Genomic DNA, 24,143 nt, shown 5'->3' with positions numbered 1-24,143 from the left:
AAAGTCTTATGACTTTCTTTTCTTTATATATAAAGAAATAAGGGGTGAAAGAAATGAGGATTGCTATAGATGGTATGGGTGGAGATAATGCACCACAAGCAGTTGTTAATGGGGTAGTGCAAGCTCTTAATGAATTTAAAGATATAGAATTTTATATAACAGGCCCGGAAGATGTAATAAAAGAGCAATTAAAGAAAGAAAATTATACAGGTGATAAAATAACTATAATAGATGCTAAAGAAGTTATATCAACTAATGAGCATCCAGTTATGGCTATAAGAAAAAAGAAAGATTCAAGCCTGTGTAAAGCTTTAAACCTAGTTAAGGAAAAAAAGTGTGATGCAGTTTTATCTGCTGGAAGTACAGGAGCCTTTTTAGCAGGATGTAATTTTATTGTTGGAAGAATCAAAGGTGTTAAGAGACCAGCATTAACTCCTATCATGCCAGGTAAAAATGCACCATTTATGATTGTAGATGCAGGGGCTAATGTAGATTGTAAGCCAGAGTATTTAGTTCAATTTGCCCATATGGGGAGAGAATATTATAAAGGTGTATTAAAAGTAGAGAATCCTAGTATTGGGTTAGTTAATATTGGCGCTGAAGAAGAGAAAGGTAATGAATTAACTAAAAATACATACCAACTACTAAAAAATGAAGAAGGACTTAACTTTATAGGTAATGTAGAACCTAGAGATGTTACTTCAGGGGATACTAATGTTCTTGTTTGCGATGGGTTTGCAGGTAACACAATTTTAAAAATGTACGAAGGAACAGCATCTACTCTTTTAAATATAATTAAAGATGAAATTCTTTCTACTGGTGTTAAGGCAAAGGTTGGAGCCCTTTTATTAAAACCTGTATTTAAAAGTATAAAGAAAAAGTTCGATTATAAAGAATATGGTGGTGCACCTTTCTTAGGTGTTGATGGAATTTGCATTAAAGCCCATGGAAGCTCTGATGGAAAGGCCTTCAAAAATGCAATAAGACAAAGTAAACAGTTTTATGATAGCAAAGTTTTAGAGAAAATTAAGGAAGAATTAGAGCTAAAAGCTTAGTGTTTTAAGTTACTTATAAGTTTTAATATATTTTTATTATATATTAAGGCAAATTAAATTTTTTATTTTATTAATTGTTTTCATAATAAATATAATAATGTATATTGACGGCAACAAAAATATATAATATTATCTAAATGGGTGTGTTTAGGAGGTGAAAGAATGTTTGAAAAGATTAGAGAAATCATTGCTGATAAGCTAAGCATTAATGAAGACGAAATAACTATGGATTCAGCATTTTTAGAAGACTTAAATGCAGATTCTTTAGATATAGTTGAACTTATAATGGCTTTAGAAGATGAGTTAGATATGGAAATTCCAGACGAAGATGCAGAAAACTTTGTAACTGTTGGTGATGTAGTTAAATTTGTAAAGTCACATGTTGAGGAATAAAATAAAATCCCGCAGTATTTGCGGGATTTTATTTATAAAATACTTTAATTAAAAATCGAAATAGTTTATTCTTGAATTTGTTTATATAAGCAAGTTGAAGAATAAACTTGAAGGAGTGTAAATAATGAATAATTTCTATCAGAAAGAAGCTGAAGATATAATAGGTATTAAGTTTAATGAACCTAAATTATTACTTACAGCTTTAACTCATTCATCTTATGCTAATCAACATAGAGATGAAGAGTATAATGAAAGATTTGAATTTTTAGGAGATGCTATTCTTCAAGTATGTATTACTGAATATTTATTTTTAAATTATAAAGAAAAAAGCGAAGGGGAATTAACTAAGATACGTAGTTTAATTGTTTGTGAAAATTCTTTATATGAAATAGGAAAATCTTTAAACTTAGGTTACTTATTAAGAATGAGTAAAGGTGAAGAGCTAACTGGAGGAAGAGAAAGAGTATCTTTAATAGCTGATGCTGTGGAAGCTTTAATAGCTGCTATATACTTAGATAAAGGATTAGAGTTTACAAAAGATTATATTATAGGTAGATTTGAGGATATAATAAAACGTGCAATAAATAATGATATAATATTAGATTATAAAACTAGATTGCAAGAATATCTTCAAAAGAATGGGGAGATATCTATAGTTTATGAACTTATTAAGTTTGAAGGACCTCCTCATAGAAGAAAATTCTATACTAAACTTATAATTGATAATAATGAGTTAACTTGCGGGGAAGGTTATAGTAAGAAAGAATCAGAGCAAAATGCAGCAAAAGCAGCTTTAAAGGTTTTGGAGGATAAGAATGAGTAAGAATTATTATATAATTCCTGTTTTTATTTCTCATCAAGGTTGCCCACATCAATGTGTTTTTTGTAATCAAGATAGAATAGCTGGAAAATATGAAGAAGTTTTTGCTAATGATGTTAGGAAAATTATAGATGAATATTTACAGACTATAAATAGTAAGGGAGCTACTATAGAAGTATCATTCTTTGGTGGAACATTTACAGCAATTGATGTTAATAAGCAAAAGGAATTATTAGAAGTTGCTAGAGAGTATAAGCAGAAGGGGTTAATACATAAAATAAGATTATCAACACGTCCGGATGCTATATTACCTTACATTTTAGGATATTTAAAAGAATATGAAGTTGATATAATAGAACTTGGAGTTCAATCATTAGATGATGAAGTTTTAAGAAAAGCTGGTAGAGGACATAGTGTTAATGATGTAATAGTTGCATCTAAGCTTATTAAAGAAGCTGGATTTACTTTAGGTCATCAAATAATGCCAGGATTGCCAGGTGATAGCTTTGAGATTGATATAGAAACTACTAAAAAATCAATTGAAATGAAACCAGATATATGTAGAATATATCCATCATTAGTTATTAAGGATACACCTATGGAGGATATGTATAATAGAGGAGAGTATGTTCCATATTCTTTAGATGAAGCTGTATATATTAGTGGTGAAATGCTTAAATTATATAATGAGGCCAAAATTAAAGTAATTAGAATTGGGTTACAACCAACAGATACTATTACTACGGGAAAAGATATAGTAGATGGACCTTTCCATCCAGCTTTCAGAGAGTTAGTGGAAGGACACTTGATTTGTGAAACTTTAGATAAAAAATGTCCCAAAGAAAAGGACATTATAGTGGAAATTAATGAAAAAGATATTAGTAAATTATATACCAATAAAAAGCAGTATTTTAAAAGGTTTTTAGACAATAGAGATGGTAAGGTATATGTTAATACTAATAATAAAGTGAAAAAGGGAAGAATTAAGCTAACAGTTATTGAGAAGAGAGAAGAATTTAAAATATAATTGTGGCAATTTAAACTTTAGTATTTAAAAGAATAAAGATATAAAATTAGGTGACAAGGGGCAAAGGGTAGATATCAAGATAAATAATATTCTTGTTTATGAGCTTTGAATCTTGTCATTGTTTTATTGATATTTCTTTAGCTTTGCTATAAACTAAAAAAAGAATGGAGTGTGAGTTATTATGAAAGCAAAGACAAGAGAAAAAATGATGTATGGAATTACTATTTTTATGCTTATAGTATTTTTAATAAGTTTATTACCAGCTTTTATATAAAAGATAAGGAGTGTATTTATGTTTTTAAGGTCGCTTGAGATACGTGGGTTTAAATCTTTTGCAGATAAAACTGAATTGAGGTTTAAAAAAGGAGTAACTGCAGTTGTTGGACCTAATGGTAGCGGAAAAAGTAACGTTTCTGACTCGGTAAGATGGGTGCTTGGAGAACAAAGCGTCAAAAATCTTAGAGGAGGTAAAATGGAAGATGTTATTTTTGCAGGAACACAATTTAGAAAGCCTTTAGGACTTGCACAAGTATCTCTTACTTTAGATAACTCAGATGGAACATTATCAACGGATTATAATGAAGTAACAGTAACTAGAAGGATATTTAGATCTGGTGAGACAGAGTATTTAATTAATAATCAAAAATGTAGATTAAAGGATATTACTGAATTATTTATGGATACAGGTATAGGTAAAGAAGGATATTCTATAATTGGACAAGGTAAAATTGATGCAATATTAAGTGGTAAGCCAGAAGAAAGAAGAGCTTTATTAGAAGAAGCAGCTGGAATTGTTAAATATAAGTCTAGAAAAGAAGAAGCTGAAAAGAGATTGGATAATACCGATAGTAATTTAGTTAGAATTAGAGATATAATAGCAACTTATGAAGAAAGACTTGAGCCATTAAGAATAGAGAAAGAAAAGGCAGTAAAGTATAAAGCTTTAGCAGAAGAATTAAATGTTAAGGAAGTTTCTATATTAGTTAATCATATTGATAGAGTTTCAAGAGATATAGATGGTTTATCAAATGAAATTGAAAAAAGGCAAGAGTCAATAGATGAGAAAAGAGAGAAGCTTAAATCTCATAAAAACGTTCTAGATGAATTACAAAGAAAAATAGAAAATATAGAAAAGAAAAATAAGTTAGAAAAAGAAGAGTATTATACAAAAAAAGAAGAGGCTACTAATCATATAAGAGATATTGAACTTTTTAAAGAAAGAGTTAATAACTTTAAAGAGTTAATTGAGAAAGAAGAAAAGGAAATAGAGATTTTAAGAGATAATTTAGAAAAAGTTATCTTAGAAAAGAAAGAGTTAGAAGAGAAGTTAAATGAAAAAAGTAAAGAGAGTAAAGATAAAGGCTCTGAAATTAGAAGTGTAGAGAAATTAATTGATGAGATAAGCATAAAGATTAATAAAATAGAAAAAGAACTTAATATTTTAAAAAATAATGAGTTTGAAATTATATCGAAAAATTCTGATATTAATAATAGAATTCAAATTTTGCAAAAAGAAATAAATGATAAAAATGAGATATTAGAAAATTTAGATAAATCAATAGTTACTTTAGAAGGAAATTTAGCTATTAATATAGGAACTATAGATGAAGTTAAGCTAAAACTGATAAATACAAAGAATAATATTTCTAAGTTAGAAGAGGAAGTAGTATCAGTAAGAAGAGAATTATCTAAAACACATTCTATTTTAAATAATCAAGATAATAAGCTTAAAATGTTATCAAAAAAAATTAATGAATCAGAGGCTACTCATAATACTTTAGAAAATTTAGAAAAGCATTATGAAGGATATAATAGAACTGTCAAGAACTTAATGGACCATGTTGAAAAGGGTAGGGTTCAAGGAATAAAGGACATAAAAGTATTAGGTGAAATTTTTGAAGTTGAAAAGAAATATGAAGTAGCTATTGAAATAGCTTTAGGAGGATCAATATCAAATGTAATAACAGTTAATGATACTGATGCTAAAAACTTAATTTCATACTTAAAAAGTAGAGGGTTAGGTAGAGCTACATTTTTACCTTTAAATATTATTAGAGGAAAGAAATTAGATTTACCTAATAATATTAAAAGTGCTAATGGTTATATTGGAATTGCTTCAGAAATTTTAAAATATGATGTAAGATATAAAGGTGTCATAGAATATAATTTAGGTAGAACTATAATTGCAGAAAATATGGATTGCGCACTTGATATATCAAAAATTGGTAGACATAATTATAAAATAGTAACTTTAACTGGTGAAGTAATTAATCCTGGAGGGGCCTTAACTGGAGGTAGTATCCAAGGTAAAAATGCTAACCTTTTAGGGAGAAAAAGAGAAATTGAAGAATTAGCTCAAAATATATTAAAACTAAAAGAAGAGTATAATAATGAAGTCTCTAAATTTAATGAAATAAAGCTAAAAATAAAGCAATTAGATGAGGAGATATTAAATAAGAGAGAAGAGATTCATGGTAAAAATATAGAGTTAACAGTATTAGAAGGTGAAATAAAAAATCTCGTAAATGATGGAGATAAGTTAAGCAAAAATATTGAAAACTCTAAAAGACAAAAAGAAGAAAATAATAATATAATTAAATTATTACTAGAAAAATTAGAAAATAAAAAAGAAGAACTTAATAAATTAGATGTTAAAAGTGCAGAGAGAAAAGAGAAAGTTAAACTAATTGAAGAAGAACTTGTTAGCAATAATAAAGAAAGAGATTCTTTAAAAGAAAAGTTAGTTAACTTAAAGGTTAATAGTGCAACTTTAGAGGAAAGTCTTCAAGGGCAAAGAATGCAATTGTCTTCTAAGAATTTAGAGATAAGAGAAAAAGAAAATAAGATAAAGCATTTACAAAATGAAATTTCTATTAAACATAATAATATTAATTCTTTATCAGAAAGTATTGGAAATAAAGAAAGTATATTAAGAGAAATAGAAAAAAGAGTTTTAGAGCTAGAGAATTCCTTTAGAGAAGATGAAGTTGTTAAGGTTGAACTTAAAGAAAGTCATAAAGCTAAGGAAAGCATAACTAGTGAGATAATAGAAATAATAAGAGTTGAAGAAAATGAATTAAACAAAAGAGCAATACAACATGCTAAAATAGAAAGTGAGCAAGAGGCTCTTTATAATAGATTAAATAGTGAATTAAATTTAACTCTTGCTGAAGCTAAGGAGATAGCTATTAGTGTTGAAAATATAAATACACTTAAAGATGAAATTTCTATATTAAAATCAAAAATAGCAGCTTTAGGAACTGTAAATTTATCTGCAATAGTAGAGTATGACGAAGTATGTGAAAAATATGAGTTTATGTCATCACAAGAATTAGATTTACAAAAAGCTAAAGAAGAGCTTATTGAAGTTATAAATGAAATGACTGTTCAAATGCAAGAGTTGTTTAAAGAGAATTTTAAAATATTAAATGAAAACTTTGGAGAAACCTTTAAAGAGTTGTTTAAGGGAGGAAGTGCAGAGCTTATTTTAGGTGGAGATGATGTTTTAAGTTCTAATATAATAATAAATGTTGAACCACCAGGTAAGAAACTTCAAAATATAAACCTAATGTCTGGGGGAGAGAAGGTTTTATCTGCAATTGCCTTATTATTTGCAATATTGAAAATGAAACCAACTCCATTCTGTATACTTGATGAAATAGAGGCGGCTCTAGATGATGCTAATGTTTATAGGTATGCAGAGTTTTTAAAGTCTTTCTCAGAAAACATTCAATTTATAGTAATAACACATAGAAAAGGAACAATGGAAGCTAGTGATGTAATGTATGGTATAACCATGGAAGAAAAGGGGATATCTAAAGTAGTATCAGTAGACTTGTCGGAGAATTAGGAGGTAGTAATATGTTTGGTAAATTATTTAATAATCTTAAGAGTGGATTAACAAAAACAAGAAATGCATTAACTGATAAAATAAATGAGGCTTTAAATTTAGCAGTAACAATTGATGAAGATTTATATGAAGAGTTAGAAGAAATACTTATTATGGCTGATATAGGTATGGATACTACAATGGAGATAATTGAAAGATTAAAAGATAAGATTAGAAAAGAAAAAATCAATGATGTTGAATTAGTTAGACCGGCTTTAAAAAGTGTAATTGCTGAAATGATGATAGATGATACTGAAGAAAGCCATGAAGAAAAGAGTGGAAAAGAAGTTATTTTAGTAATAGGTGTAAATGGAGTTGGAAAAACTACAAGCATAGGTAAATTAGCCGCTATGAATAAAGAAAAAGGGAAAAAAGTTTTACTAGCAGCTGCAGATACATTTAGAGCTGGAGCTATAGATCAATTAGTTGTTTGGAGTGAAAGGGCAAAGGTTGATATAGTTAAACATGAAGAAGGGTCAGATCCAGCAGCAGTTGTATTTGATGCAATTAATGCTTCAAAGTCAAGAGGTGTAGACTTACTTATTTGTGATACAGCAGGTAGATTACACAACAAGAAAAATTTAATGGATGAATTAGGAAAGATTAATAGAGTAATAGATAGAGAGCTTAGTGATGCCAATAAGCAAACATTATTAGTATTAGATGGAACTACTGGACAAAATGCAGTAATTCAAGCTAAGCAATTTATGGAGGTTTGTCCTATTGATGGTATAGTATTAACTAAACTTGACGGAACAGCTAAAGGTGGAGTTGTAATTTCTATTAAGAATACTCTTAAGATACCGGTTAAATATATAGGTGTAGGAGAAGGTATCGATGATTTACAAGAGTTTGATGCAGAAAGCTTTGTAGAAGCGTTATTTTAGTTAGTAGTTAATAGTTAGGAATGAGAGAGTTGTTGTTTATAAAAAAATATATATTGTAAATTAGGTATATATTAAATTTAGTTCTTAACTATTAACTTTTAAGTAATAAAAATAAATTGTAATAACTTATAAAATTTATAAATATTAATTAAAAAATTTGTTGCGAAAATTTATATTAGTCATTAAAATATCTATAGATACCCAAGTGATATATTAAAACTTAATAGGAATAGTAAGAGTTTAGCACCTTAAATTTAGGGAGTAAAAAATAATTTAAAAGTGTTAAGTAAAAATACTTGACACCTAATTATTATTCTGTTAGAATCTCAGATGTGGGTAAGGTGATATGCATGGAAGATAGAGTTGAGATTTCCTTGTTAATGGATTATTATGGTCCATTACTTACGGAAAAACAAAAGAGTATCATGGAGCTATATTACAATGAGGATTTATCCTTAGCTGAGATTGCTGAATTAAACAATACGAGTCGCCAAGCGATTCATGACCTAATAAAAAGATGCTACAAACAATTTCTAGCCTATGAAAGTAAATTAAATTTACTTGAAAAGTCTTTAGAAAAAGAAAAGAAGATTTCAAAATTCCTGGATGAAGTTAATGAGAAATATTCTTTGATGGATGAGGACTACATAAATTATAAAGAAACTCTAGAAAATTTATAGGCATAGGAGGGTTAACATGGCTTTTGAAGGTTTAGCCGATAAGTTACAAGAAACGTTTAAGAAACTTAGAGGCAAAGGTAAATTAGGCGAAAAAGATATTAAAGAAGCCATGAGAGAAGTAAAGCTTGCGTTATTAGAAGCTGACGTTAACTTTAAAGTTGTAAAAACTTTTGTTAAGAATGTTAGTGAAAAATGTGTTGGTAGTGAAGTTTTAGAAAGCTTAACACCTGCTCAGCAAGTCATCAAGATTGTTAATGATGAGCTTACAGATCTTATGGGAGGTAGTGAAAGTAAAATCAACTTCTCTAGTGTTGGACCAACTGTTATTATGTTAGTTGGACTTCAAGGAGCTGGTAAAACCACAATGGCTGGTAAACTTGCACTACAATTAAGAAAAGATAAAAATAAAAAACCTTTATTAGTTGCCTGCGATATATATAGACCAGCAGCAATTAAACAATTAGAGGTTGTAGGAAAGCAAATTGACATTCCAGTTTTCCAAATGGGTGATAAAATTAGCCCTGTACAAATTGCCAAAGAAGGTATAAAATACGGTAGGGAAAACGGAAATAATGTTGTAATTATAGATACAGCTGGTAGACTTCATATAGATGAAGAGCTAATGACTGAACTTAAAGATGTAAAGGCTGAAGTTAATCCTTCAGAAATCTTACTTGTTGTTGACTCAATGACAGGACAAGATGCTGTAAATGTTGCAGAAACATTTAATGAAGCACTTGATATCTCAGGAGTTATATTAACAAAACTTGATGGAGATACAAGAGGTGGAGCTGCTTTATCAATTAGACATATGACTCAAAAACCAATTAAATTTATTGGTGTTGGGGAAAAGATGAATGATTTTGAAGTATTCCATCCAGATAGAATGGCTAGTAGAATTCTAGGTATGGGTGATGTACTTTCATTAATCGAAAAAGCTCAAGAAGCAATTGATGAAAAAGAAGCTAAAGAGTTAGGTCAAAAGATGATGGAAAATGACTTTACTTATGATGACTACTTAACAGCTATGGAGCAAATGAAAAAGTTAGGATCTTTAAGTAAAATCATAGACATGATACCAGGAGTACCTAAGGAGATGAAGGAAATTGACTTTGATGCTGGTGAAAAACAATTAGCAAGAGTAAAGGCAATAATTCATTCAATGACTCCTAAGGAGAGAAAAAATCCAAAACTTATAGTTGGATCTTCTTCAAGAAAGAAGAGAATAGCTAATGGTTCTGGTACATCATTACAAGAAGTTAACAAACTCATAAAAGGACATGAAATGATGAGAAAGCAAATGAAGCAAATGAAATCATTGACTAAAAAGTCCAAGAAAGGTCTATTTGGTAAATTACCTTTTTAAGAGTTTATATATATAACCCTTTAAAGGAGGTGAAATTAATGGCAGTAAAAATCAGATTAAGAAGAATGGGTGCTAAAAAAGCTCCTTTCTACAGAGTTGTTGTTGCTGATTCTAGAAGCCCAAGAGATGGAAGATTCATCGAAGAAATCGGGTACTACAATCCAATAACTGAACCAGCTGAAATCAAAATCGATGAAGAAAAAGCTACAAAATGGATAAACAATGGTGCACAACCTACAGACGTAGTTAAGAGACTATTCAACACAGTAGGACTTAACAAGTAATTTTTGGGAGGTGAACTCTGCAAAATACATATACAAATTAGTACATAGTATTTGCAGACTCTTATGAAAGATTTAGTTGAAATAATTGCTAAATCCCTAGTGGATAATCCAAATGAAGTTCATGTAAATGAAATTCAAGGAGAGCAGGACTTAGTTCTTGAATTAAGGGTTGCTCCTGAAGATATGGGTAAGGTAATCGGTAAGCAAGGTAGAGTAGCGAAAGCTATTAGAACCGTAGTAAAAGCCGCAGCACTAAACGAAAATCAAAAAGTAGTAGTTGAAATTATCGATGTAAAGAGTTAGGATTTTCCTAACTCTTTTTTTTCGACAAAAAACGGCGTACCTCTGGGGTCAATACATATATTGGAATTGATCTGGAGATAAGTAATAATTATTTTGCTAAAACATAAAAAGTTTGATATAAATAATATAGGAAAAAAATTAAACTAACATAACATAAGAGGTGAATTTAGTGAGTAAAAATTTAAAAGTAGGTAAGATAGTAAATACTCATGGTTTAAAAGGTGAAGTTAAGGTTATTCCATTAACAGATGATATGAGAAGATTTGATGATTTAGAGCATGTTTTAATTGAAGGTAAAGAAGTTGAGATAGAAAAGTGTAAATATCAAAAAGATAGAGTTATAGTTAAGCTTAAAGGTATAGATAAAATAGAAGATGCAGAAAGACTTAAAGAAAAGTTTATGGAAGTAGAAAGAGAAAATGCAGTTGAACTTGAAGAAGACTGTTATTTCTTAGCAGATTTAAGAGAGTGCACAGTTTTTGATACTGAAGGAAAAGAACTTGGGAAGATCTATGATGTTATACAAACTAAAAATAATGATGTATATTGGATAAGAAAGCCAAAAGAATTATTAATACCTGTATTAAAAAGTATAGTAGTGGATATTAATATAGATGAAAGAAGAATTACAATAAGACCAGTAGGAGAATGGATGGATGAAGATTAGTATTCTAACTCTATTTCCTGAGATGTTTAATATTTTTAATCATAGTATAATAGGGAAAGCACAAGAAAAGGGATTAATATCAATTGATACTTTAAACATAAGAGATTATACGTTAAATAAGCATAAAAAGGTTGATGATTATCCTTATGGCGGTGGAGCTGGTATGGTAATGGCAGCACAGCCGGTTGTAGACTCTATAAGAGCTTGCAAAGAAAAGAATAATGGGAAAGTAATTTTTTTAGGGCCAAAGGGTAAAACTTTTAATCAAAAAATGGCAGAAGAGTTATCTAAAGAAGAAAATCTAATTTTTCTTTGTGGACACTATGAAGGTATAGATGAAAGAGCTTTTAAAGAAGTTGATATGGAAATTTCTCTAGGAGACTTTGTATTGACTGGTGGGGAAATGGCGGCTATTCCTGTAATTGATTCTATTTTAAGGTTAGTACCAGGAGTATTAAATAAATCTGAGAGCCATGAAGATGAATCTTTTTCAGAAGGGTTACTTGAATATCCTCAATATACAAGACCAGAAATTTTTGAAGGGGAAAGTGTACCGGCAGTATTATTATCTGGACATCATGAAAATATAAGAAAATGGAGAAGGCTACAATCTTTAGAGATAACAAAGGAAAGAAGGCCGGATTTATATAAAGATATAATACTTACAAAAGAGGATAAAAAATTATTAAATAGTAAAAAATAATAACTTGAAATATAAAAAAACTTATGTTACAATAACTTTTGTGCTAGTACGGGCGTTCCGCTGTCAAAGAATTTGTTAAGAGCGTCAATTATCAATTTAGGAGGGAATGCACAATGAACGAAATATTAAGAGCTATAGAAGCAGAACAAATGAGAAATGACTTACCAAACTTCAATGTTGGGGATAACGTTAAATTACACGTTAAAGTTAAAGAAGGTAACAGAGAAAGAATCCAAATGTTCGAAGGTACTGTTATTAAGAGACAAAACGGTGGTTTAAGAGAAACTTTCACAGTAAGAAGAGTTGCTTACGGTGTTGGAGTTGAAAGAACTTTCCCAGTTAACTCACCAATCATCGAAAAGATGGAAGTTACAAGAAGAGGTAAAGTAAGAAGAGCTAAGTTATTCTACTTAAGAGATAGAGTAGGTAAGGCTGCTAAAGTTAAGGAATTATTAACTAGATAATTTAAAGTTAATAAAGATATTAAGGGACTTAGTATTAAGTCCCTTTTTGTTTGCAATAATATAAGTGAGATTCTAAATTTTAATTTAGTCAATCGAACTTACAACTTGGAATTTATGGAGAGTTGTTTCATATAAAAATAATTGTTAAGAATAAATAATACATATTTAAAAAGGAGGATGAATTATGGCTACTATAAATTGGTTCCCGGGGCATATGAAAAAAACAAAAAGGGAAATACAAGATAATTTAAAACTTGTTGATGCTGTAATAGAAATTAGAGATGCTAGAATTCCTAGAAGTTCTGCAAATCCAGATATAGATAAACTTTGTGCAGGTAAGCCACGATTAATTTTGTTAAATAAAAGTGATTTAACAGAACCTAAGGTAACTAAAGAGTGGATAAATGCATTGTCTAGTGAAACTGTTAAAGTTTTAGAAGTTAATTGTTTAAAGGGTCAAGGATTACAACAAATAAAGCCAGCACTTTTGGAGTTGTTAAAAGAAAAACATGATAGAGCTAAAGCTAAGGGCTTAGTTAAGTTCATGATGAGAGTAATGGTAGTTGGTGTTCCAAACTGTGGTAAATCTACATTTATAAATAAGATGGCAAGAAATAATATTGCTAAGACTGGAGATAGAGCTGGTGTTACAAAAAGTAAGCAATGGATAAAAACATCCTTTGATATGGAAATGTTAGATACTCCAGGAGTATTATGGCCTAAATTCGAAGATGAAAGAACAGCTTTAAATTTAGCATTTACAGGTGCTATTAAGGATGAAATAATGGATATAGAAGAATTAGCATATAAGCTAGTTGAAAGACTTCAGGAATATTATCCAGATAGATTAATAGAAAGATTTGGAATTGAAGAAATACAAGAGAATCCATTAGATAACCTTGATGCTATTGCTAGAAAAAGAGGGTGTATAATGGCACGTAATGAAATTAATTACAATAGAATTGCTGTTATGCTTATTGATGAATTTAGAGGTGGAAAACTTGGTAAAATTTCTTTAGAACGTCCAGATGATGTTTTTGAGGAAGAAGAAGTTATAGTTAAGGAAGAAACTGAAAAAGAAAGAAAAAGAAGAATAAGAAAAGAAAAGAGAAACGAAAAGAAAAAGGAAAAAAGATAATGGATATATTAACTACAGATATTAGCAGTTTAAGCTTTAAAATTGTTAAAGAAAAAGTAGATGAAATAAACATAAATGAAGTTTATAATTCTAAAGAGTTAATTGAAATTATAAATATATTAAAAAGTGATAAAAGAAAAAATATTAATAATTTAGGTGATAAGCTTCAAAAAGCTAAAGAAAAAATAGAAAATGAGATTAAAAGAGTTAGAAATATGTATAACTTTGATAAATCATTTGAAAATTATAATATTATTGCAGGAGTAGATGAAGTTGGAAGAGGACCTTTAGCAGGGCCTATCGTATCATGTGCAGTAGTATTAGATTTAAATGTTATAGATGAAGATTTAATTTTATGGATTAATGATTCCAAAAAATTAAATGAAAGAAAAAGAGAAGAATTAGCATCTATAATAAAGGAAAAAGCATTAGCATATTATATAGCCTCTCGTGATTCTAAGCAAATTGATGAAAGAGGAATAGGTGTTTGTAATAATGAAGTGTTTTTAGAGGCTTGTAATAGCTTAAAAGTGAAGCCGGATTTAGTATTATCTGATGGATATACAGTAAAGGGAATACAAATTCCTAATAAATCTGTAATTAAGGGAGATACAAAGTCTGCCTGTATTGCAGCTGCATCTATAGTAGCAAAAGTTTATAGAGATAATTTAATGAAAGAATATGCTGAAAAATATCCTTATTATGGTTTTGAGGAGAATGTTGGTTATGGAACTACAAAGCATATAGAAGGAATAAAAGAGTACGGTCCTACAGAAATACATAGAATGTCATTTCTAACTAATATATTGTCAAATAACTAGTAATTATGATAATTTAAGCTTATAAATAGCAAATTTTAATTAATATAATCTAAATGCATCTTTTATGTGATTTATTTTAAAAGATGCATTTTTGTTATTAAAAATAACTTCAATAATATCATATCTAATATTGTAATTATAATATCTTTTATATAATAAATAAATTTGAGATAATTTTATAATTTGTTTTTGTTTGTAGTAGGTAACGGATTCTATTGGATTTCCAAAGGAGTTTGTATACCTACTTTTTACTTCGCAGAAAATTATAAGATTATTTTTTCTACATATTATATCTATTTCGCCATATCTATTTCTATAATTCATATCTAATATATTATATCCATTATTAATAAGAAAATCACGAGAGAGAGTCTCACCATAATTTCCAATTGCTTTATTATACTTCTTCATATCTTCACCTCTAGTTATAATAATAGACTTTATGATTTTTTTTATTCAGATTAGGTTAAAGAAGTAAATCCATGTCAATAATGAAAAAGTAAATAAGGAAAAAAGAAGGGATTGATATAAGAGATGGCTTTAAAAATAACTAGTGCTACACATAGAGGATTAGATGGTGTATTAATAAGTGTTGAAGTTGATATAACTAGAGGAATTCCAAGCTTTAATATTGTTGGATTACCAGATACATCAATTAAAGAATCTAAGGAAAGGGTCAGATTAGCAATAGTAAATAGTGGGTATGAATTTCCATTAGGTAGAATTACTATAAATTTAGCCCCAGCAGATGTAAAAAAAATAGGTAGTCTTTTAGATTTACCTATAGCACTTGGGATATTGATGGCATCAGGACAAATTGAAGAAAAGTCATTAGATGACTATATAGTGTTTGGAGAACTTTCTTTAAATGGTGAATTAAAGGGGGTTAAAGGAGCAGTACCTATTATTTTTGAAGGTGATAATAATAAGAAGCAAAATTTCATTTTTCCCCTTGAAAATTTGAAAGAAATGAGAAGTTTTGTCTTAGGAAACTTTTTTCCTTTTAAAACACTAAATCAAGTAATATCATATATACAAAATGAAGATTTACTGCCATATAAAGGAGAAAAAAAGAGAAAAAATAAAGAGGTTTTCGTTAATAGATTTGAAGATATAATGGGGCAATATACATCGAAAAAAGCTATGGAAATTGTAGCAGCTGGTAATCATAATATAATGTTATTTGGATCACCAGGTTCAGGTAAAACAATGTTGGCAAAAGCCCTACCATCTATATTACCACCTATGACTATAGAGGAGCAGCAGGAGGTTGCAAAAATATATAGTGTATCAGGGTTATGGGATGATGGGTATGATATATCAAGGCCTTTTAGATCACCCCATAATACTATAACTAAAACAGCATTAATTGGTGGTGGAAAGGATGTAAAAGCTGGAGAAATAACTTTAGCTCATAATGGTGTTTTATTTTTAGATGAAATATTAGAATTTAAAAAAGAGGTGTTAGAACTTTTAAGGCAACCTCTAGAAGATAAGAAAATAAATATTTCAAGATTAAAAGAAAGTTATACATTGCCCAGTAATTTTATATTAGTTGGAACTTTTAATCCATGTCCTTGTGGAAAGATGCTTGATTATGATTCAGGATCAACTTGCACATGTACTGAATTAGAGAGAAGAAGGTATATAAATAGAATGTCTAGAGCTCTTTTGGATAGAATTGATATATTAAATTTTGTTCCCAGAATAAAAGTAGATGAAATCGTTGGAAAAAAGGATAAAATTAATTCTGACAATATGCGACATAATGTAATATTGGCAAGAGAAATTCAGAAAGAAAGATTTAAAGGAACAAAATATAAATATAATTCAGATATTGTTGGGAAAGATGTATTAAATTTATGCAATATCAATAAAAATGCAAAAAGAGTTTTAGAAGATTATTATCGTAGATATGATATAACTCTTAGAGGATATACCAAAATAATAAAAGTAGCTAGAACCATAGCAGATTTAGATTGTAGTGTTGAAGTTATGGACTATCATATTATCGAAGCTATAGGATTTAGAAAAAATGTTTTTGGCGAAATAATATAGAAAGGATTCAATGTATGGATAAGTATAAAATATGGTTTATATTACTAAAGATATCTGATTCAGCTAAGATAAAGTTAATAGAAAAGTATAATAATGAAGAAAATATTTATAATAATATTGATAATATAGTTAAAGAAAAATTGTTGTACAAAAATTTTTTAATGCGATTAAAAGTTAAAAATAATATAGAAGAGGAAAAATTAGAGGAATATTTATTTAAAAACAACATAAAGTATGTAACATATTCGTCTAGTTTGTATCCAGAAAAATTAAAAAATATTGCAAATCCACCATATGTTATATTTTATAAAGGAGATATAGCATTATTAGATTATAATATGGTTGCTATTGTTGGATCAAGAAAAAACACTAATTATGGAGAGCAGGTTACTAAGTTTATAACATCTGAATTATATAATATTTCATATGGTGTTGTAAGTGGTGTAGCTGCTGGAATAGACTCAATAGCACATAGAGAAATTTTAAGTAGAGGTGGAAAGACAATAGGAGTTTTAGGGTGTGGAATAGATATTGTATATCCAAGATTTAATAAATATTTGTATGATAAAATTTCTGAAAAAGGCTTGTTAATATCAGAATTTTTACCAGGAACAAAACCAATATCGTATAATTTTCCACAAAGAAATAGAATCATAAGTGCTTTAAGCAATGGTGTAATTGTTATAGAGGCATCTAGTAGAAGTGGATCACTAATAACTGTTGATTATGCATTAAATCAATCTAAAGAAGTCATGGTAGTTCCAGGGCCAATTTTTAACGAATCTAGTAGAGGATGTAACTTATTAATTCATCAAGGAGCACGTCCTTTTTTAGGAAAAGATGATTTATATGAATTTCTTAATATAATTAAAAAAGATAATAAAAATAATATTAAAAATAGCGTTAAAAAATGTTTATTGGATGTAATAGGTAAAGAACCTATACATATAGATAAAATAATTGGAAGTCTAAATATTGACAGAATAGCTTTGTTTGAGTTATTATTTGAAATGCAAAATGAAAATGAAATTATTTGCCTACCAGGCAATTATTACGTAAAGATTAGTTAGAATTTTAGGGGGGTAAAAGCTCCTAAGAGATAAATAGGAGTTGATGGTATGGGTCAGAATCTTGTTATTGTAGAGTCACCTGCAAAAGCAAAGACAATTAGTAAATATTTAGGAAAAAATTATACAGTTGAAGCCTCAATGGGTCATGTTAGAGATTTACCTAAAAGTAAATTAGGTGTTGATATAGAAGATAATTTTAATCCAAAATATATAACTATTAGAGGAAAAGGTGAATTAATAACTAAATTAAAAAAAGCTGCTAAAAAAGCAGATAAAATTTATCTTGCAACCGACCCCGATAGAGAGGGAGAGGCTATATCTTGGCACTTAGCAAATATATTAAAAATTTCAGAAGATGAAACATGTAGAATAGTATTTAATGAAATAACTAAAAGTGCTGTAAAAGAATCTATAAAAGGAGCAAGAAAAATAAACTTAAATTTAGTTGATGCGCAACAAGCAAGAAGAGTATTAGATAGACTTGTTGGATATGAAATAAGTCCGATACTTTGGAAAAATGTTAAATGGGGATTAAGTGCTGGAAGAGTTCAATCAGCTGCATTAAAGCTTATTTGTGATAAAGAGGAAGAAATAAAAGCTTTTGAACCAAAAGAATACTGGACAGTAGATTGTGTTTTAAAGAAGGAAAGAAAAAAATTCCCAATAAAATTAACGAAGTATAAAAATAAAAAAATAGAAATAACAACAGAAGAAGAAGCTAATAAAATAATAAGAGAATTAGAAGAAAATAATTATAGAATTGATAAAGTTAAAAAGGGTAATAGATTAAAAAATCCATTGCCACCATTTACAACAAGTACTTTGCAACAAGAAGCTTCTAAAAAGCTTAATTTTATGACTAAGAGAACTATGTCTATAGCTCAAGCTCTTTATGAAGGGATTGATGTAAAAGGATATGGTACAGTAGGTTTAATAACTTACATGAGAACTGACTCTGTAAGAATTTCTGAAGAAGCACAAGGAAAGGCTATTGACTTTATAAAAGAAAGCTATGGAAATGAGTATGTTCCAGAGAAGCCAAGAGTATATAAAGGAAAGAAAAATATACAAGATGCTCATGAAGCTATAAGACCTTCTCATATAGAAATAACTCCAGAAATAGCAAAAGCAAATTTATCAGCAGAGCAATATAAATTATATAGCTTAATATGGAAGAGATTTATTGCAAGTCAAATGGCATCATGTTCATTAAATACAAATAGTATAGATATAGTAAATGGAGAGTATTCATTTAAGGCATCTGGTTCAACTATTAAATTTGATGGTTTCATGAAAGTGTATGATTATACAACTGAAGATGATGATAATGATGTATCATTACCGATGCTAGAAGAAGGTGAAATATTACAACCTGCATCTGTAGAAGGTAAACAACATTTCACTCAACCACCAGCAAGATATACAGAAGCATCATTTGTAAAATTACTTGAAGAAAAGGGAATAGGAAGACCAAGTACTTACGTTCCAACAATATCTACATTATTAAGTAGAGATTATGTTTCAAGAGAAAAGAAAAATTTAATACCTACAGAGTTAGGATTTATAGTTAATAATATAATGTCAGATTATTTTAAACAAATAGTTGATGTAGATTTTACAGCAGATATGGAAAGAAAGCTGGATTATATTGAAGAAGGCAGTGAAGAATGGAAAGAGGTAGTTGGTGAATTCTTTGCACCCCTTAAAGTAGCCATTGATAAAGCTGAGAAGGAAATTTCAAAAGTTGTAATTGAAGATAAAGTAAGTGATGTTCCATGTGATAAATGTGGAAGAATGATGGTTATAAAACGTGGAAGATATGGTACTTTCTTAGCATGCCCAGGATATCCAGAATGTCATAATGCTAAACCAATTGTTGAGGAATTAGATGTTCCATGTCCAAAGTGCGGAGGAAAGATATTAGCTAAGAGAAGCAAAAAAGGAAAGAAATTTTTTGGATGCTCTAATTATCCAAATTGCGACTTTGTAAGTTGGAATGAGCCTATAAAAGAGCCATGTTCAAAATGTGGTAACTATATGACAATTAAGTATTCAAAAACTAAAGGTAAATATGCGATATGTTCAAATACTGAATGTGGAAATACAATGCCTTTAGAAGATGACAATGAAAAGAAAGATGATAAGTAAATAAATAGTTCTCATAAGCCTTGTCGAAAGAATGTAAAAATTGTTGTAAAAAAAAGTCTTATATGATAGTATAAGATTAAGAAGTAATATCTTAAAATTTAGACAATTTTGAAAATTAACAATTTAGTGATAAGGTTATGATGGGGGGAGTATTTAATTGTCATCATTATTAAATAAAACTAGAAGATTAAATAAAATATTACAAAAGGGTGGTGCAGACCCAGTAGTATTTGATGATATATGCAAACTTTTAAGTGAAGTTTTAGCATGTAACGTATATATAATTAGTAGAAAAGGAAAAGTTTTAGGACATACTTTTTCAACAGATTTTGAGTGCGCAATAATGAAAAAGTATGTTTTAGAAGAAGGTAGATTTCCGTTAGGATATAATGAAGGTTTATTAAAGATTACAGAAACTTTGGCAAATTCTAAGAGCAATGGGAATTGTGTATTTAAGGGAGAAGGTGCTTGTGAAGTTTCTAATAAAATATCTACTATAGTACCTATTGTAGGTAATCGTGAAAGAATGGGAACATTACTTTTAGCAAGATTTGGAGAAGAATTTGAAGAAGAAGATTTAGTATTAGCAGAACATAGTGCAACTATAGTTGGAATGGAAATGTTAAGAGCTAAACAGGATGAGCTAGAAGAGGAAGCAAGAAAAAAAGCTGTGGTACAATTAGCTATTGGAACTTTATCTTATTCGGAATTAGAAGCTGTAGAGCATATATTCAATGAGCTAGATGGCAATGAAGGTCTATTAGTTGCATCTAAAATTGCAGACAAAGTTGGAATAACAAGAAGTGTTATTGTAAATGCTTTAAGAAAATTTGAGAGTGCTGGTGTAATTGAGTCAAGATCTTTAGGAATGAAGGGAACTCATATTAAGATTTTAAATGAAAAATTAGTAGAAGAATTAAAGAAGATAAGATAAAAATAAGCTATACAAAGGTATAGCTTATTTTTTTATATAATAAAAGTTTACAACATAAAAAGCGTGACAGAATAAAATAAAGAAAAATTAAATTAGTGTTATATTTTTAAATTAGGATATAATATATAATGAATCTTTTGAAACATGTAAAAGTTAGTATTTAATTAGTTTTTTATTTGGGTAATATATAATAAATTTATAGTTTTATGACGTGAAATATAAAATATGCAAAAAATATGTTGCTAGGATATAAAGCTTATGATATACTAACCTAGGTAAATAAATACGCACACAGCCCAATGTATAAAGTTGGTGCCCAATTTTGGGAAGCTTTATAAGAATGAAGGTTGTGGAGGAAAAACCAGGAGGTAACAAAATGTCAGTAATATCAATGAAACAATTATTAGAAGCAGGCGTTCACTTTGGACACCAAACAAGAAGATGGAACCCTAAAATGGCTCCATATATATTCACAGAAAGAAACGGAATATATATAATAGATCTTCAAAAGACAGTTAAGAAGGTAGAAGAAGCTTATAACTTCATTAGAGAAGTATCAACTGAAGGAAAAGACATTCTTTTCGTTGGAACTAAGAAACAAGCTCAAGAAGCTATCCAAGAAGAAGCTGTAAGATCAAACATGCACTTCGTAAACAACAGATGGTTAGGTGGTATGTTAACTAACTTCAAAACTATCAAAACTAGAATTAAGAGATTAGAAGAATTACAACAAATGGAACAAGATGGAACATTTGATGTTTTACCTAAGAAAGAAGTAATCAAATTAAAAGGTGAAATGGAAAAATTACAAACTAACCTTGGTGGTATTACTAACTTAGATGTTAACAACATCGGAGCTATGTTTGTAGTTGACCCAAGAAAAGAAAAGAATGCTATATCAGAAGCTAAAATATTAGGAATCCCAGTAGTAGCTATCGTTGATACTAACTGTGACCCAGAAGAAGTTGATTACGTAATTCCAGGAAACGACGATGCTATCAGAGCTGTTAAATTAATAACTGCTAAATTAGCTGATGGAATTATCGAAGGAAGACAAGGCGAACAATTAGCTGAATAATAATTTTAAGAGGTAGGTGAGGGAAACTTCATTTACCTTTTAACCTAAAATATGGTTTACATTTAATGTTAAGGAGGAATTTAATAATGATAACTGCTAAATCAGTTAAAGAATTAAGAGAAATGACTGGTGCAGGAATGATGGACTGCAAAAAGGCTTTAGTTGAAACTGAAGGAAATATAGAAAAAGCTGTTGAATTTTTAAGAGAAAAGGGATTAGCTGCTGCTGCTAAAAAAGCTGGTAGAGTTGCTGCTGAAGGTATCGTTAAGACTTTCGTTTCAGCTGACAAGAAAACTGCTGCTATGGTAGAAGTTAACTGTGAAACTGACTTCGTTGCTGCTAACGAAGAATTCGTTTCATTCGCAACAAAAGTTGCAGAAATGGCTGCTAACACTTCAGCTACAACTGTTGAAGAATTAGTTGCTGAAAAATTTGATGGTGAATCTACTGTAACTGAAGCTTTAACAGCTTTAATCGCAAAGCTAGGCGAAAACATGACAGTAAGAAGATTTGTTAAATTCAACATAGAAAACGGAGCTATAGCTAGCTACATCCACGGTGGCGGAAGAATCGGAGTTATGGTTGAAGTTGCTAGTGAATCTACAGACGTTGCTGCTTTAGAAGAAGTTGCTAAGGAAGTTTGTATGCAAGTTGCTGCTGCAAATCCTCTATTCTTAAGCAGAGAACAAGTAGATAACGAAGCTTTAGAAAAAGAAAAAGAAATCTACAGAGTTCAAGCATTAAATGAAGGAAAGCCAGAAAATATCGTTGAAAAAATGGTAATGGGAAGAATTCAAAAGTACTACAAAGAAGTTTGTCTTTTAGATCAAGCATGGGTTAAAGATGGAGATAAGTCAATATCTAAATTCTTAGAAGAAAAATCTAAAGAAGTTGGTTCTCCAATAACTGTTACAAGATACGCTAGATTCGAAAGAGGAGAAGGTATCGAAAAAGTTGAAGAAGACTTCGCTGCAGAAGTTGCTAAGACTATGGGTATGTAATATCAAGAGAACACTTTGGTGTTCTCTTTTTTTAAGGAAAAGAGTACATATATAGCAGGAGGGATTACAATGGCAAATATTGAATATAAGAGAGTAATGTTAAAGATATCAGGTGAAGCTTTATCAGGGGCAAATGGATTTGGATTTGACTTTGATATAGTAGGAAGAATTGCAAGAGAAGTTAAAACTTTAGTAGATATGGATGTTGAAGTTGGTTTAGTTGTAGGTGGTGGAAACATATGGAGAGGTAGATCTGGTGAAGGTATGGACAGAACTACAGCAGACCATATGGGAATGTTAGCTACTTGTATAAATGCATTAGCACTTCAAGATGCTTTAGAAGGTATAGGAGTTAAGACAAGAGTACAAACTGCTATAGAAATGAAAGAAATAGCTGAACCTTTTATAAGAAGAAGAGCTGTTAGACATTTAGAAAAGGGAAGAGTTGTAATTTTCGGGGCTGGTTCAGGAAATCCATATTTCTCAACTGATACAGCTGCAGCATTAAGAGCTGCTGAAATAGAAGCAGATGTAATCTTACTTGCTAAAAATGTTGATGGTGTATATGATAAAGATCCAAATAAGTTTGCAGATGCTAAAAAATATGATAAACTAACATATATGGAAGTAATCGAAAAAGGCTTACAGGTAATGGATACAACAGCAACTACATTATGTATGGATAATAATATTCCAATATTAGTTTTTGGTATTAGTGAAGAAGGTAATATCAAAAAAGTAATGGAAGGAGAAAAAATAGGTACAATAGTATCTAAATAATAAGGAGGATTATATGATAAAAGAATTATTAAATACAGCAGAGTCAAAAATGCAAAAGACTATTTCTGTTTTAACTTCAGATTTAACAACATTAAAAGCTGGTAGAGCTAATCCAAAGATGCTTGATAGAATCCAAGTAGAAGCATATGGTGGATTATGCCCAATTGAGCAAGTTGGTAATATTTCTGCTCCAGAGCCAAGAATGTTAGTTATAACTCCTTGGGATAAGTCATTATTAAAAGAAATTGAAAAAGCAATTTTAAAATCTGACTTAGGAATTAACCCATCTAATGATGGATCTATAATTAGATTATTAGTTCCTGAATTAACAGAAGAAACAAGAAGAAATCTTGTTAAGAATGTTAAAAAGTTAGGTGAAGATGCTAAAGTAGCAATTAGATCTATAAGAAGAGATGCTAATGAAAAGATTAAGGCATTAAAGAAGGATGGACATATTTCAGAAGATGAAGTTAAAAAAGGTGAAGATGCTGTTCAAAAGAAAACAGATCAATTTGTTAAAGAAATAGATTCACTTGTTGTAGCTAAGGAAAAAGAGATTATGTCAATTTAAAACCTG

The 24,143-nt window shown here is 29.4% G+C and carries 24 protein-coding genes; 23 read left to right on the top strand and 1 reads right to left on the bottom strand.

Annotated features, from left to right (window positions below; genetic code table 11):
- The first annotated feature begins 53 nt into the window (after positions 1-53).
- The 15 genes from plsX (at position 54) to EJJ37_RS03420 (ending at position 14,497) form a co-directional block, all read left to right on the top strand.
- Entirely contained in the window at positions 54-1,055 is a 1,002-nt protein-coding gene (plsX, locus tag EJJ37_RS03490; RefSeq protein ID WP_133014203.1) for a phosphate acyltransferase PlsX, read from the top strand.
- Between the two features lie 162 nt (positions 1,056-1,217).
- Positions 1,218-1,448, top strand: coding sequence for an acyl carrier protein (acpP, locus tag EJJ37_RS03485; protein WP_133014202.1), 231 nt, complete (start codon positions 1,218-1,220; stop codon positions 1,446-1,448).
- A 124-nt stretch (positions 1,449-1,572) separates the two neighbouring features.
- A complete protein-coding gene (gene rnc / locus EJJ37_RS03480; RefSeq protein WP_133014201.1) occupies positions 1,573-2,271 on the top strand; it encodes a ribonuclease III in 699 nt (232 codons plus the stop codon).
- The gene (locus tag EJJ37_RS03475; protein WP_133014200.1) at positions 2,264-3,295 is read left to right on the top strand and encodes an elongator complex protein 3; all 1,032 of its coding nucleotides are present in this window, start codon (positions 2,264-2,266) and stop codon (positions 3,293-3,295) included. The genes rnc and EJJ37_RS03475 overlap by 8 nt, the downstream gene beginning before the upstream one ends.
- Positions 3,296-3,587: 292 nt before the next feature.
- A complete protein-coding gene (gene smc / locus EJJ37_RS03470; protein WP_133014199.1) occupies positions 3,588-7,145 on the top strand; it encodes a chromosome segregation protein SMC in 3,558 nt (1,185 codons plus the stop codon).
- An 11-nt stretch (positions 7,146-7,156) separates the two neighbouring features.
- A complete protein-coding gene (gene ftsY, locus EJJ37_RS03465; protein ID WP_133014198.1) occupies positions 7,157-8,071 on the top strand; it encodes a signal recognition particle-docking protein FtsY in 915 nt (304 codons plus the stop codon).
- A 350-nt stretch (positions 8,072-8,421) separates the two neighbouring features.
- A complete protein-coding gene (locus EJJ37_RS03460; protein WP_133014197.1) occupies positions 8,422-8,751 on the top strand; it encodes a putative DNA-binding protein in 330 nt (109 codons plus the stop codon).
- 16 nt (positions 8,752-8,767) lie between these two features.
- Positions 8,768-10,117: a signal recognition particle protein gene (gene ffh / locus EJJ37_RS03455; RefSeq protein ID WP_133014196.1), complete on the top strand. Its 1,350-nt coding sequence runs from the start codon at positions 8,768-8,770 to the stop codon at positions 10,115-10,117.
- 38 nt (positions 10,118-10,155) lie between these two features.
- On the top strand, positions 10,156-10,401 hold the full coding sequence (gene rpsP, locus EJJ37_RS03450; protein WP_042396852.1) for a 30S ribosomal protein S16: 246 nt from the start codon (positions 10,156-10,158) through the stop codon (positions 10,399-10,401).
- 63 nt (positions 10,402-10,464) lie between these two features.
- On the top strand, positions 10,465-10,704 hold the full coding sequence (locus EJJ37_RS03445; RefSeq protein ID WP_133014195.1) for a KH domain-containing protein: 240 nt from the start codon (positions 10,465-10,467) through the stop codon (positions 10,702-10,704).
- Positions 10,705-10,873: 169 nt separating this feature from the next.
- Entirely contained in the window at positions 10,874-11,371 is a 498-nt protein-coding gene (rimM, locus tag EJJ37_RS03440; RefSeq protein WP_133014194.1) for a ribosome maturation factor RimM, read from the top strand.
- On the top strand, positions 11,361-12,074 hold the full coding sequence (trmD, locus tag EJJ37_RS03435; RefSeq protein ID WP_133014193.1) for a tRNA (guanosine(37)-N1)-methyltransferase TrmD: 714 nt from the start codon (positions 11,361-11,363) through the stop codon (positions 12,072-12,074). The genes rimM and trmD overlap by 11 nt, the downstream gene beginning before the upstream one ends.
- Before the next feature lie 113 nt (positions 12,075-12,187).
- Entirely contained in the window at positions 12,188-12,538 is a 351-nt protein-coding gene (gene rplS / locus EJJ37_RS03430; protein WP_133014192.1) for a 50S ribosomal protein L19, read from the top strand.
- A gap of 184 nt (positions 12,539-12,722) precedes the next feature.
- Positions 12,723-13,676: a ribosome biogenesis GTPase YlqF gene (ylqF, locus tag EJJ37_RS03425; protein ID WP_133014191.1), complete on the top strand. Its 954-nt coding sequence runs from the start codon at positions 12,723-12,725 to the stop codon at positions 13,674-13,676.
- On the top strand, positions 13,676-14,497 hold the full coding sequence (locus EJJ37_RS03420) for a ribonuclease HII (RefSeq protein ID WP_133014190.1): 822 nt from the start codon (positions 13,676-13,678) through the stop codon (positions 14,495-14,497). Before ylqF ends, EJJ37_RS03420 begins: the two co-directional genes overlap by 1 nt.
- Before the next feature lie 39 nt (positions 14,498-14,536).
- On the opposite strand, the gene EJJ37_RS03415 is transcribed toward EJJ37_RS03420, so the two are convergent.
- Positions 14,537-14,908, bottom strand: a complete 372-nt coding sequence (locus EJJ37_RS03415; RefSeq protein ID WP_133014189.1) for a YraN family protein — start codon at positions 14,906-14,908, stop codon at positions 14,537-14,539.
- Positions 14,909-15,031: 123 nt separating this feature from the next.
- Between EJJ37_RS03415 and EJJ37_RS03410 the strand changes: the two genes are divergently transcribed.
- The 8 genes from EJJ37_RS03410 to frr all read left to right on the top strand — a co-directional run bounded on the left by EJJ37_RS03410 (position 15,032) and on the right by frr (position 24,137).
- Positions 15,032-16,555, top strand: coding sequence for a YifB family Mg chelatase-like AAA ATPase (locus EJJ37_RS03410; protein ID WP_133014188.1), 1,524 nt, complete (start codon positions 15,032-15,034; stop codon positions 16,553-16,555).
- Between the two features lie 14 nt (positions 16,556-16,569).
- Entirely contained in the window at positions 16,570-17,625 is a 1,056-nt protein-coding gene (gene dprA, locus EJJ37_RS03405; protein ID WP_133014187.1) for a DNA-processing protein DprA, read from the top strand.
- 48 nt (positions 17,626-17,673) lie between these two features.
- A complete protein-coding gene (gene topA / locus EJJ37_RS03400; protein ID WP_133014186.1) occupies positions 17,674-19,773 on the top strand; it encodes a type I DNA topoisomerase in 2,100 nt (699 codons plus the stop codon).
- Positions 19,774-19,930: 157 nt separating this feature from the next.
- The gene (gene codY / locus EJJ37_RS03395) at positions 19,931-20,707 is read left to right on the top strand and encodes a GTP-sensing pleiotropic transcriptional regulator CodY (protein WP_133014185.1); all 777 of its coding nucleotides are present in this window, start codon (positions 19,931-19,933) and stop codon (positions 20,705-20,707) included.
- A gap of 376 nt (positions 20,708-21,083) precedes the next feature.
- A complete protein-coding gene (gene rpsB, locus EJJ37_RS03390) occupies positions 21,084-21,785 on the top strand; it encodes a 30S ribosomal protein S2 (protein WP_133014184.1) in 702 nt (233 codons plus the stop codon).
- An 86-nt stretch (positions 21,786-21,871) separates the two neighbouring features.
- Positions 21,872-22,786, top strand: coding sequence for a translation elongation factor Ts (gene tsf, locus EJJ37_RS03385; protein WP_133014183.1), 915 nt, complete (start codon positions 21,872-21,874; stop codon positions 22,784-22,786).
- A gap of 69 nt (positions 22,787-22,855) precedes the next feature.
- A complete protein-coding gene (gene pyrH, locus EJJ37_RS03380) occupies positions 22,856-23,566 on the top strand; it encodes a UMP kinase (RefSeq protein WP_133014182.1) in 711 nt (236 codons plus the stop codon).
- Positions 23,567-23,579: 13 nt separating this feature from the next.
- Positions 23,580-24,137: a ribosome recycling factor gene (gene frr / locus EJJ37_RS03375; RefSeq protein ID WP_133014181.1), complete on the top strand. Its 558-nt coding sequence runs from the start codon at positions 23,580-23,582 to the stop codon at positions 24,135-24,137.
- Positions 24,138-24,143: the final 6 nt, after the last annotated feature.

It is taken from the genome of Clostridium cuniculi, from assembly GCF_004353185.1.
Taxonomy (GTDB): Bacteria; Bacillota; Clostridia; order Clostridiales; family Clostridiaceae; genus Clostridium; species Clostridium cuniculi.
The sequence above is the reverse complement of the archived record's forward strand: the minus strand, read 5'-3'. Positions and strand labels throughout refer to the sequence as shown.

Bases quoted from the DNA above. Each gene is read 5' to 3' on its own strand.
- EJJ37_RS03415 (WP_133014189.1), bottom strand. From the start codon at position 14,908: ATGAAGAAGTATAATAAAGCAATTGGAAATTATGGTGAGACTCTCTCT.
- EJJ37_RS03420 (WP_133014190.1), top strand. From the start codon at position 13,676: ATGGATATATTAACTACAGATATTAGCAGTTTAAGCTTTAAAATTGTT.
- EJJ37_RS03445 (WP_133014195.1), top strand. From the start codon at position 10,465: ATGAAAGATTTAGTTGAAATAATTGCTAAATCCCTAGTGGATAATCCA.
- EJJ37_RS03460 (WP_133014197.1), top strand. From the start codon at position 8,422: ATGGAAGATAGAGTTGAGATTTCCTTGTTAATGGATTATTATGGTCCA.
- EJJ37_RS03475 (WP_133014200.1), top strand. From the start codon at position 2,264: ATGAGTAAGAATTATTATATAATTCCTGTTTTTATTTCTCATCAAGGT.
- smc (WP_133014199.1), top strand. From the start codon at position 3,588: ATGTTTTTAAGGTCGCTTGAGATACGTGGGTTTAAATCTTTTGCAGAT.
- ylqF (WP_133014191.1), top strand. From the start codon at position 12,723: ATGGCTACTATAAATTGGTTCCCGGGGCATATGAAAAAAACAAAAAGG.
- acpP (WP_133014202.1), top strand. From the start codon at position 1,218: ATGTTTGAAAAGATTAGAGAAATCATTGCTGATAAGCTAAGCATTAAT.
- tsf (WP_133014183.1), top strand. From the start codon at position 21,872: ATGATAACTGCTAAATCAGTTAAAGAATTAAGAGAAATGACTGGTGCA.
- pyrH (WP_133014182.1), top strand. From the start codon at position 22,856: ATGGCAAATATTGAATATAAGAGAGTAATGTTAAAGATATCAGGTGAA.
- rnc (WP_133014201.1), top strand. From the start codon at position 1,573: ATGAATAATTTCTATCAGAAAGAAGCTGAAGATATAATAGGTATTAAG.
- rpsP (WP_042396852.1), top strand. From the start codon at position 10,156: ATGGCAGTAAAAATCAGATTAAGAAGAATGGGTGCTAAAAAAGCTCCT.
- dprA (WP_133014187.1), top strand. From the start codon at position 16,570: ATGGATAAGTATAAAATATGGTTTATATTACTAAAGATATCTGATTCA.
- frr (WP_133014181.1), top strand. From the start codon at position 23,580: ATGATAAAAGAATTATTAAATACAGCAGAGTCAAAAATGCAAAAGACT.
- rpsB (WP_133014184.1), top strand. From the start codon at position 21,084: ATGTCAGTAATATCAATGAAACAATTATTAGAAGCAGGCGTTCACTTT.
- ftsY (WP_133014198.1), top strand. From the start codon at position 7,157: ATGTTTGGTAAATTATTTAATAATCTTAAGAGTGGATTAACAAAAACA.
- topA (WP_133014186.1), top strand. From the start codon at position 17,674: ATGGGTCAGAATCTTGTTATTGTAGAGTCACCTGCAAAAGCAAAGACA.
- rplS (WP_133014192.1), top strand. From the start codon at position 12,188: ATGAACGAAATATTAAGAGCTATAGAAGCAGAACAAATGAGAAATGAC.
- EJJ37_RS03410 (WP_133014188.1), top strand. From the start codon at position 15,032: ATGGCTTTAAAAATAACTAGTGCTACACATAGAGGATTAGATGGTGTA.
- plsX (WP_133014203.1), top strand. From the start codon at position 54: ATGAGGATTGCTATAGATGGTATGGGTGGAGATAATGCACCACAAGCA.
- trmD (WP_133014193.1), top strand. From the start codon at position 11,361: ATGAAGATTAGTATTCTAACTCTATTTCCTGAGATGTTTAATATTTTT.
- ffh (WP_133014196.1), top strand. From the start codon at position 8,768: ATGGCTTTTGAAGGTTTAGCCGATAAGTTACAAGAAACGTTTAAGAAA.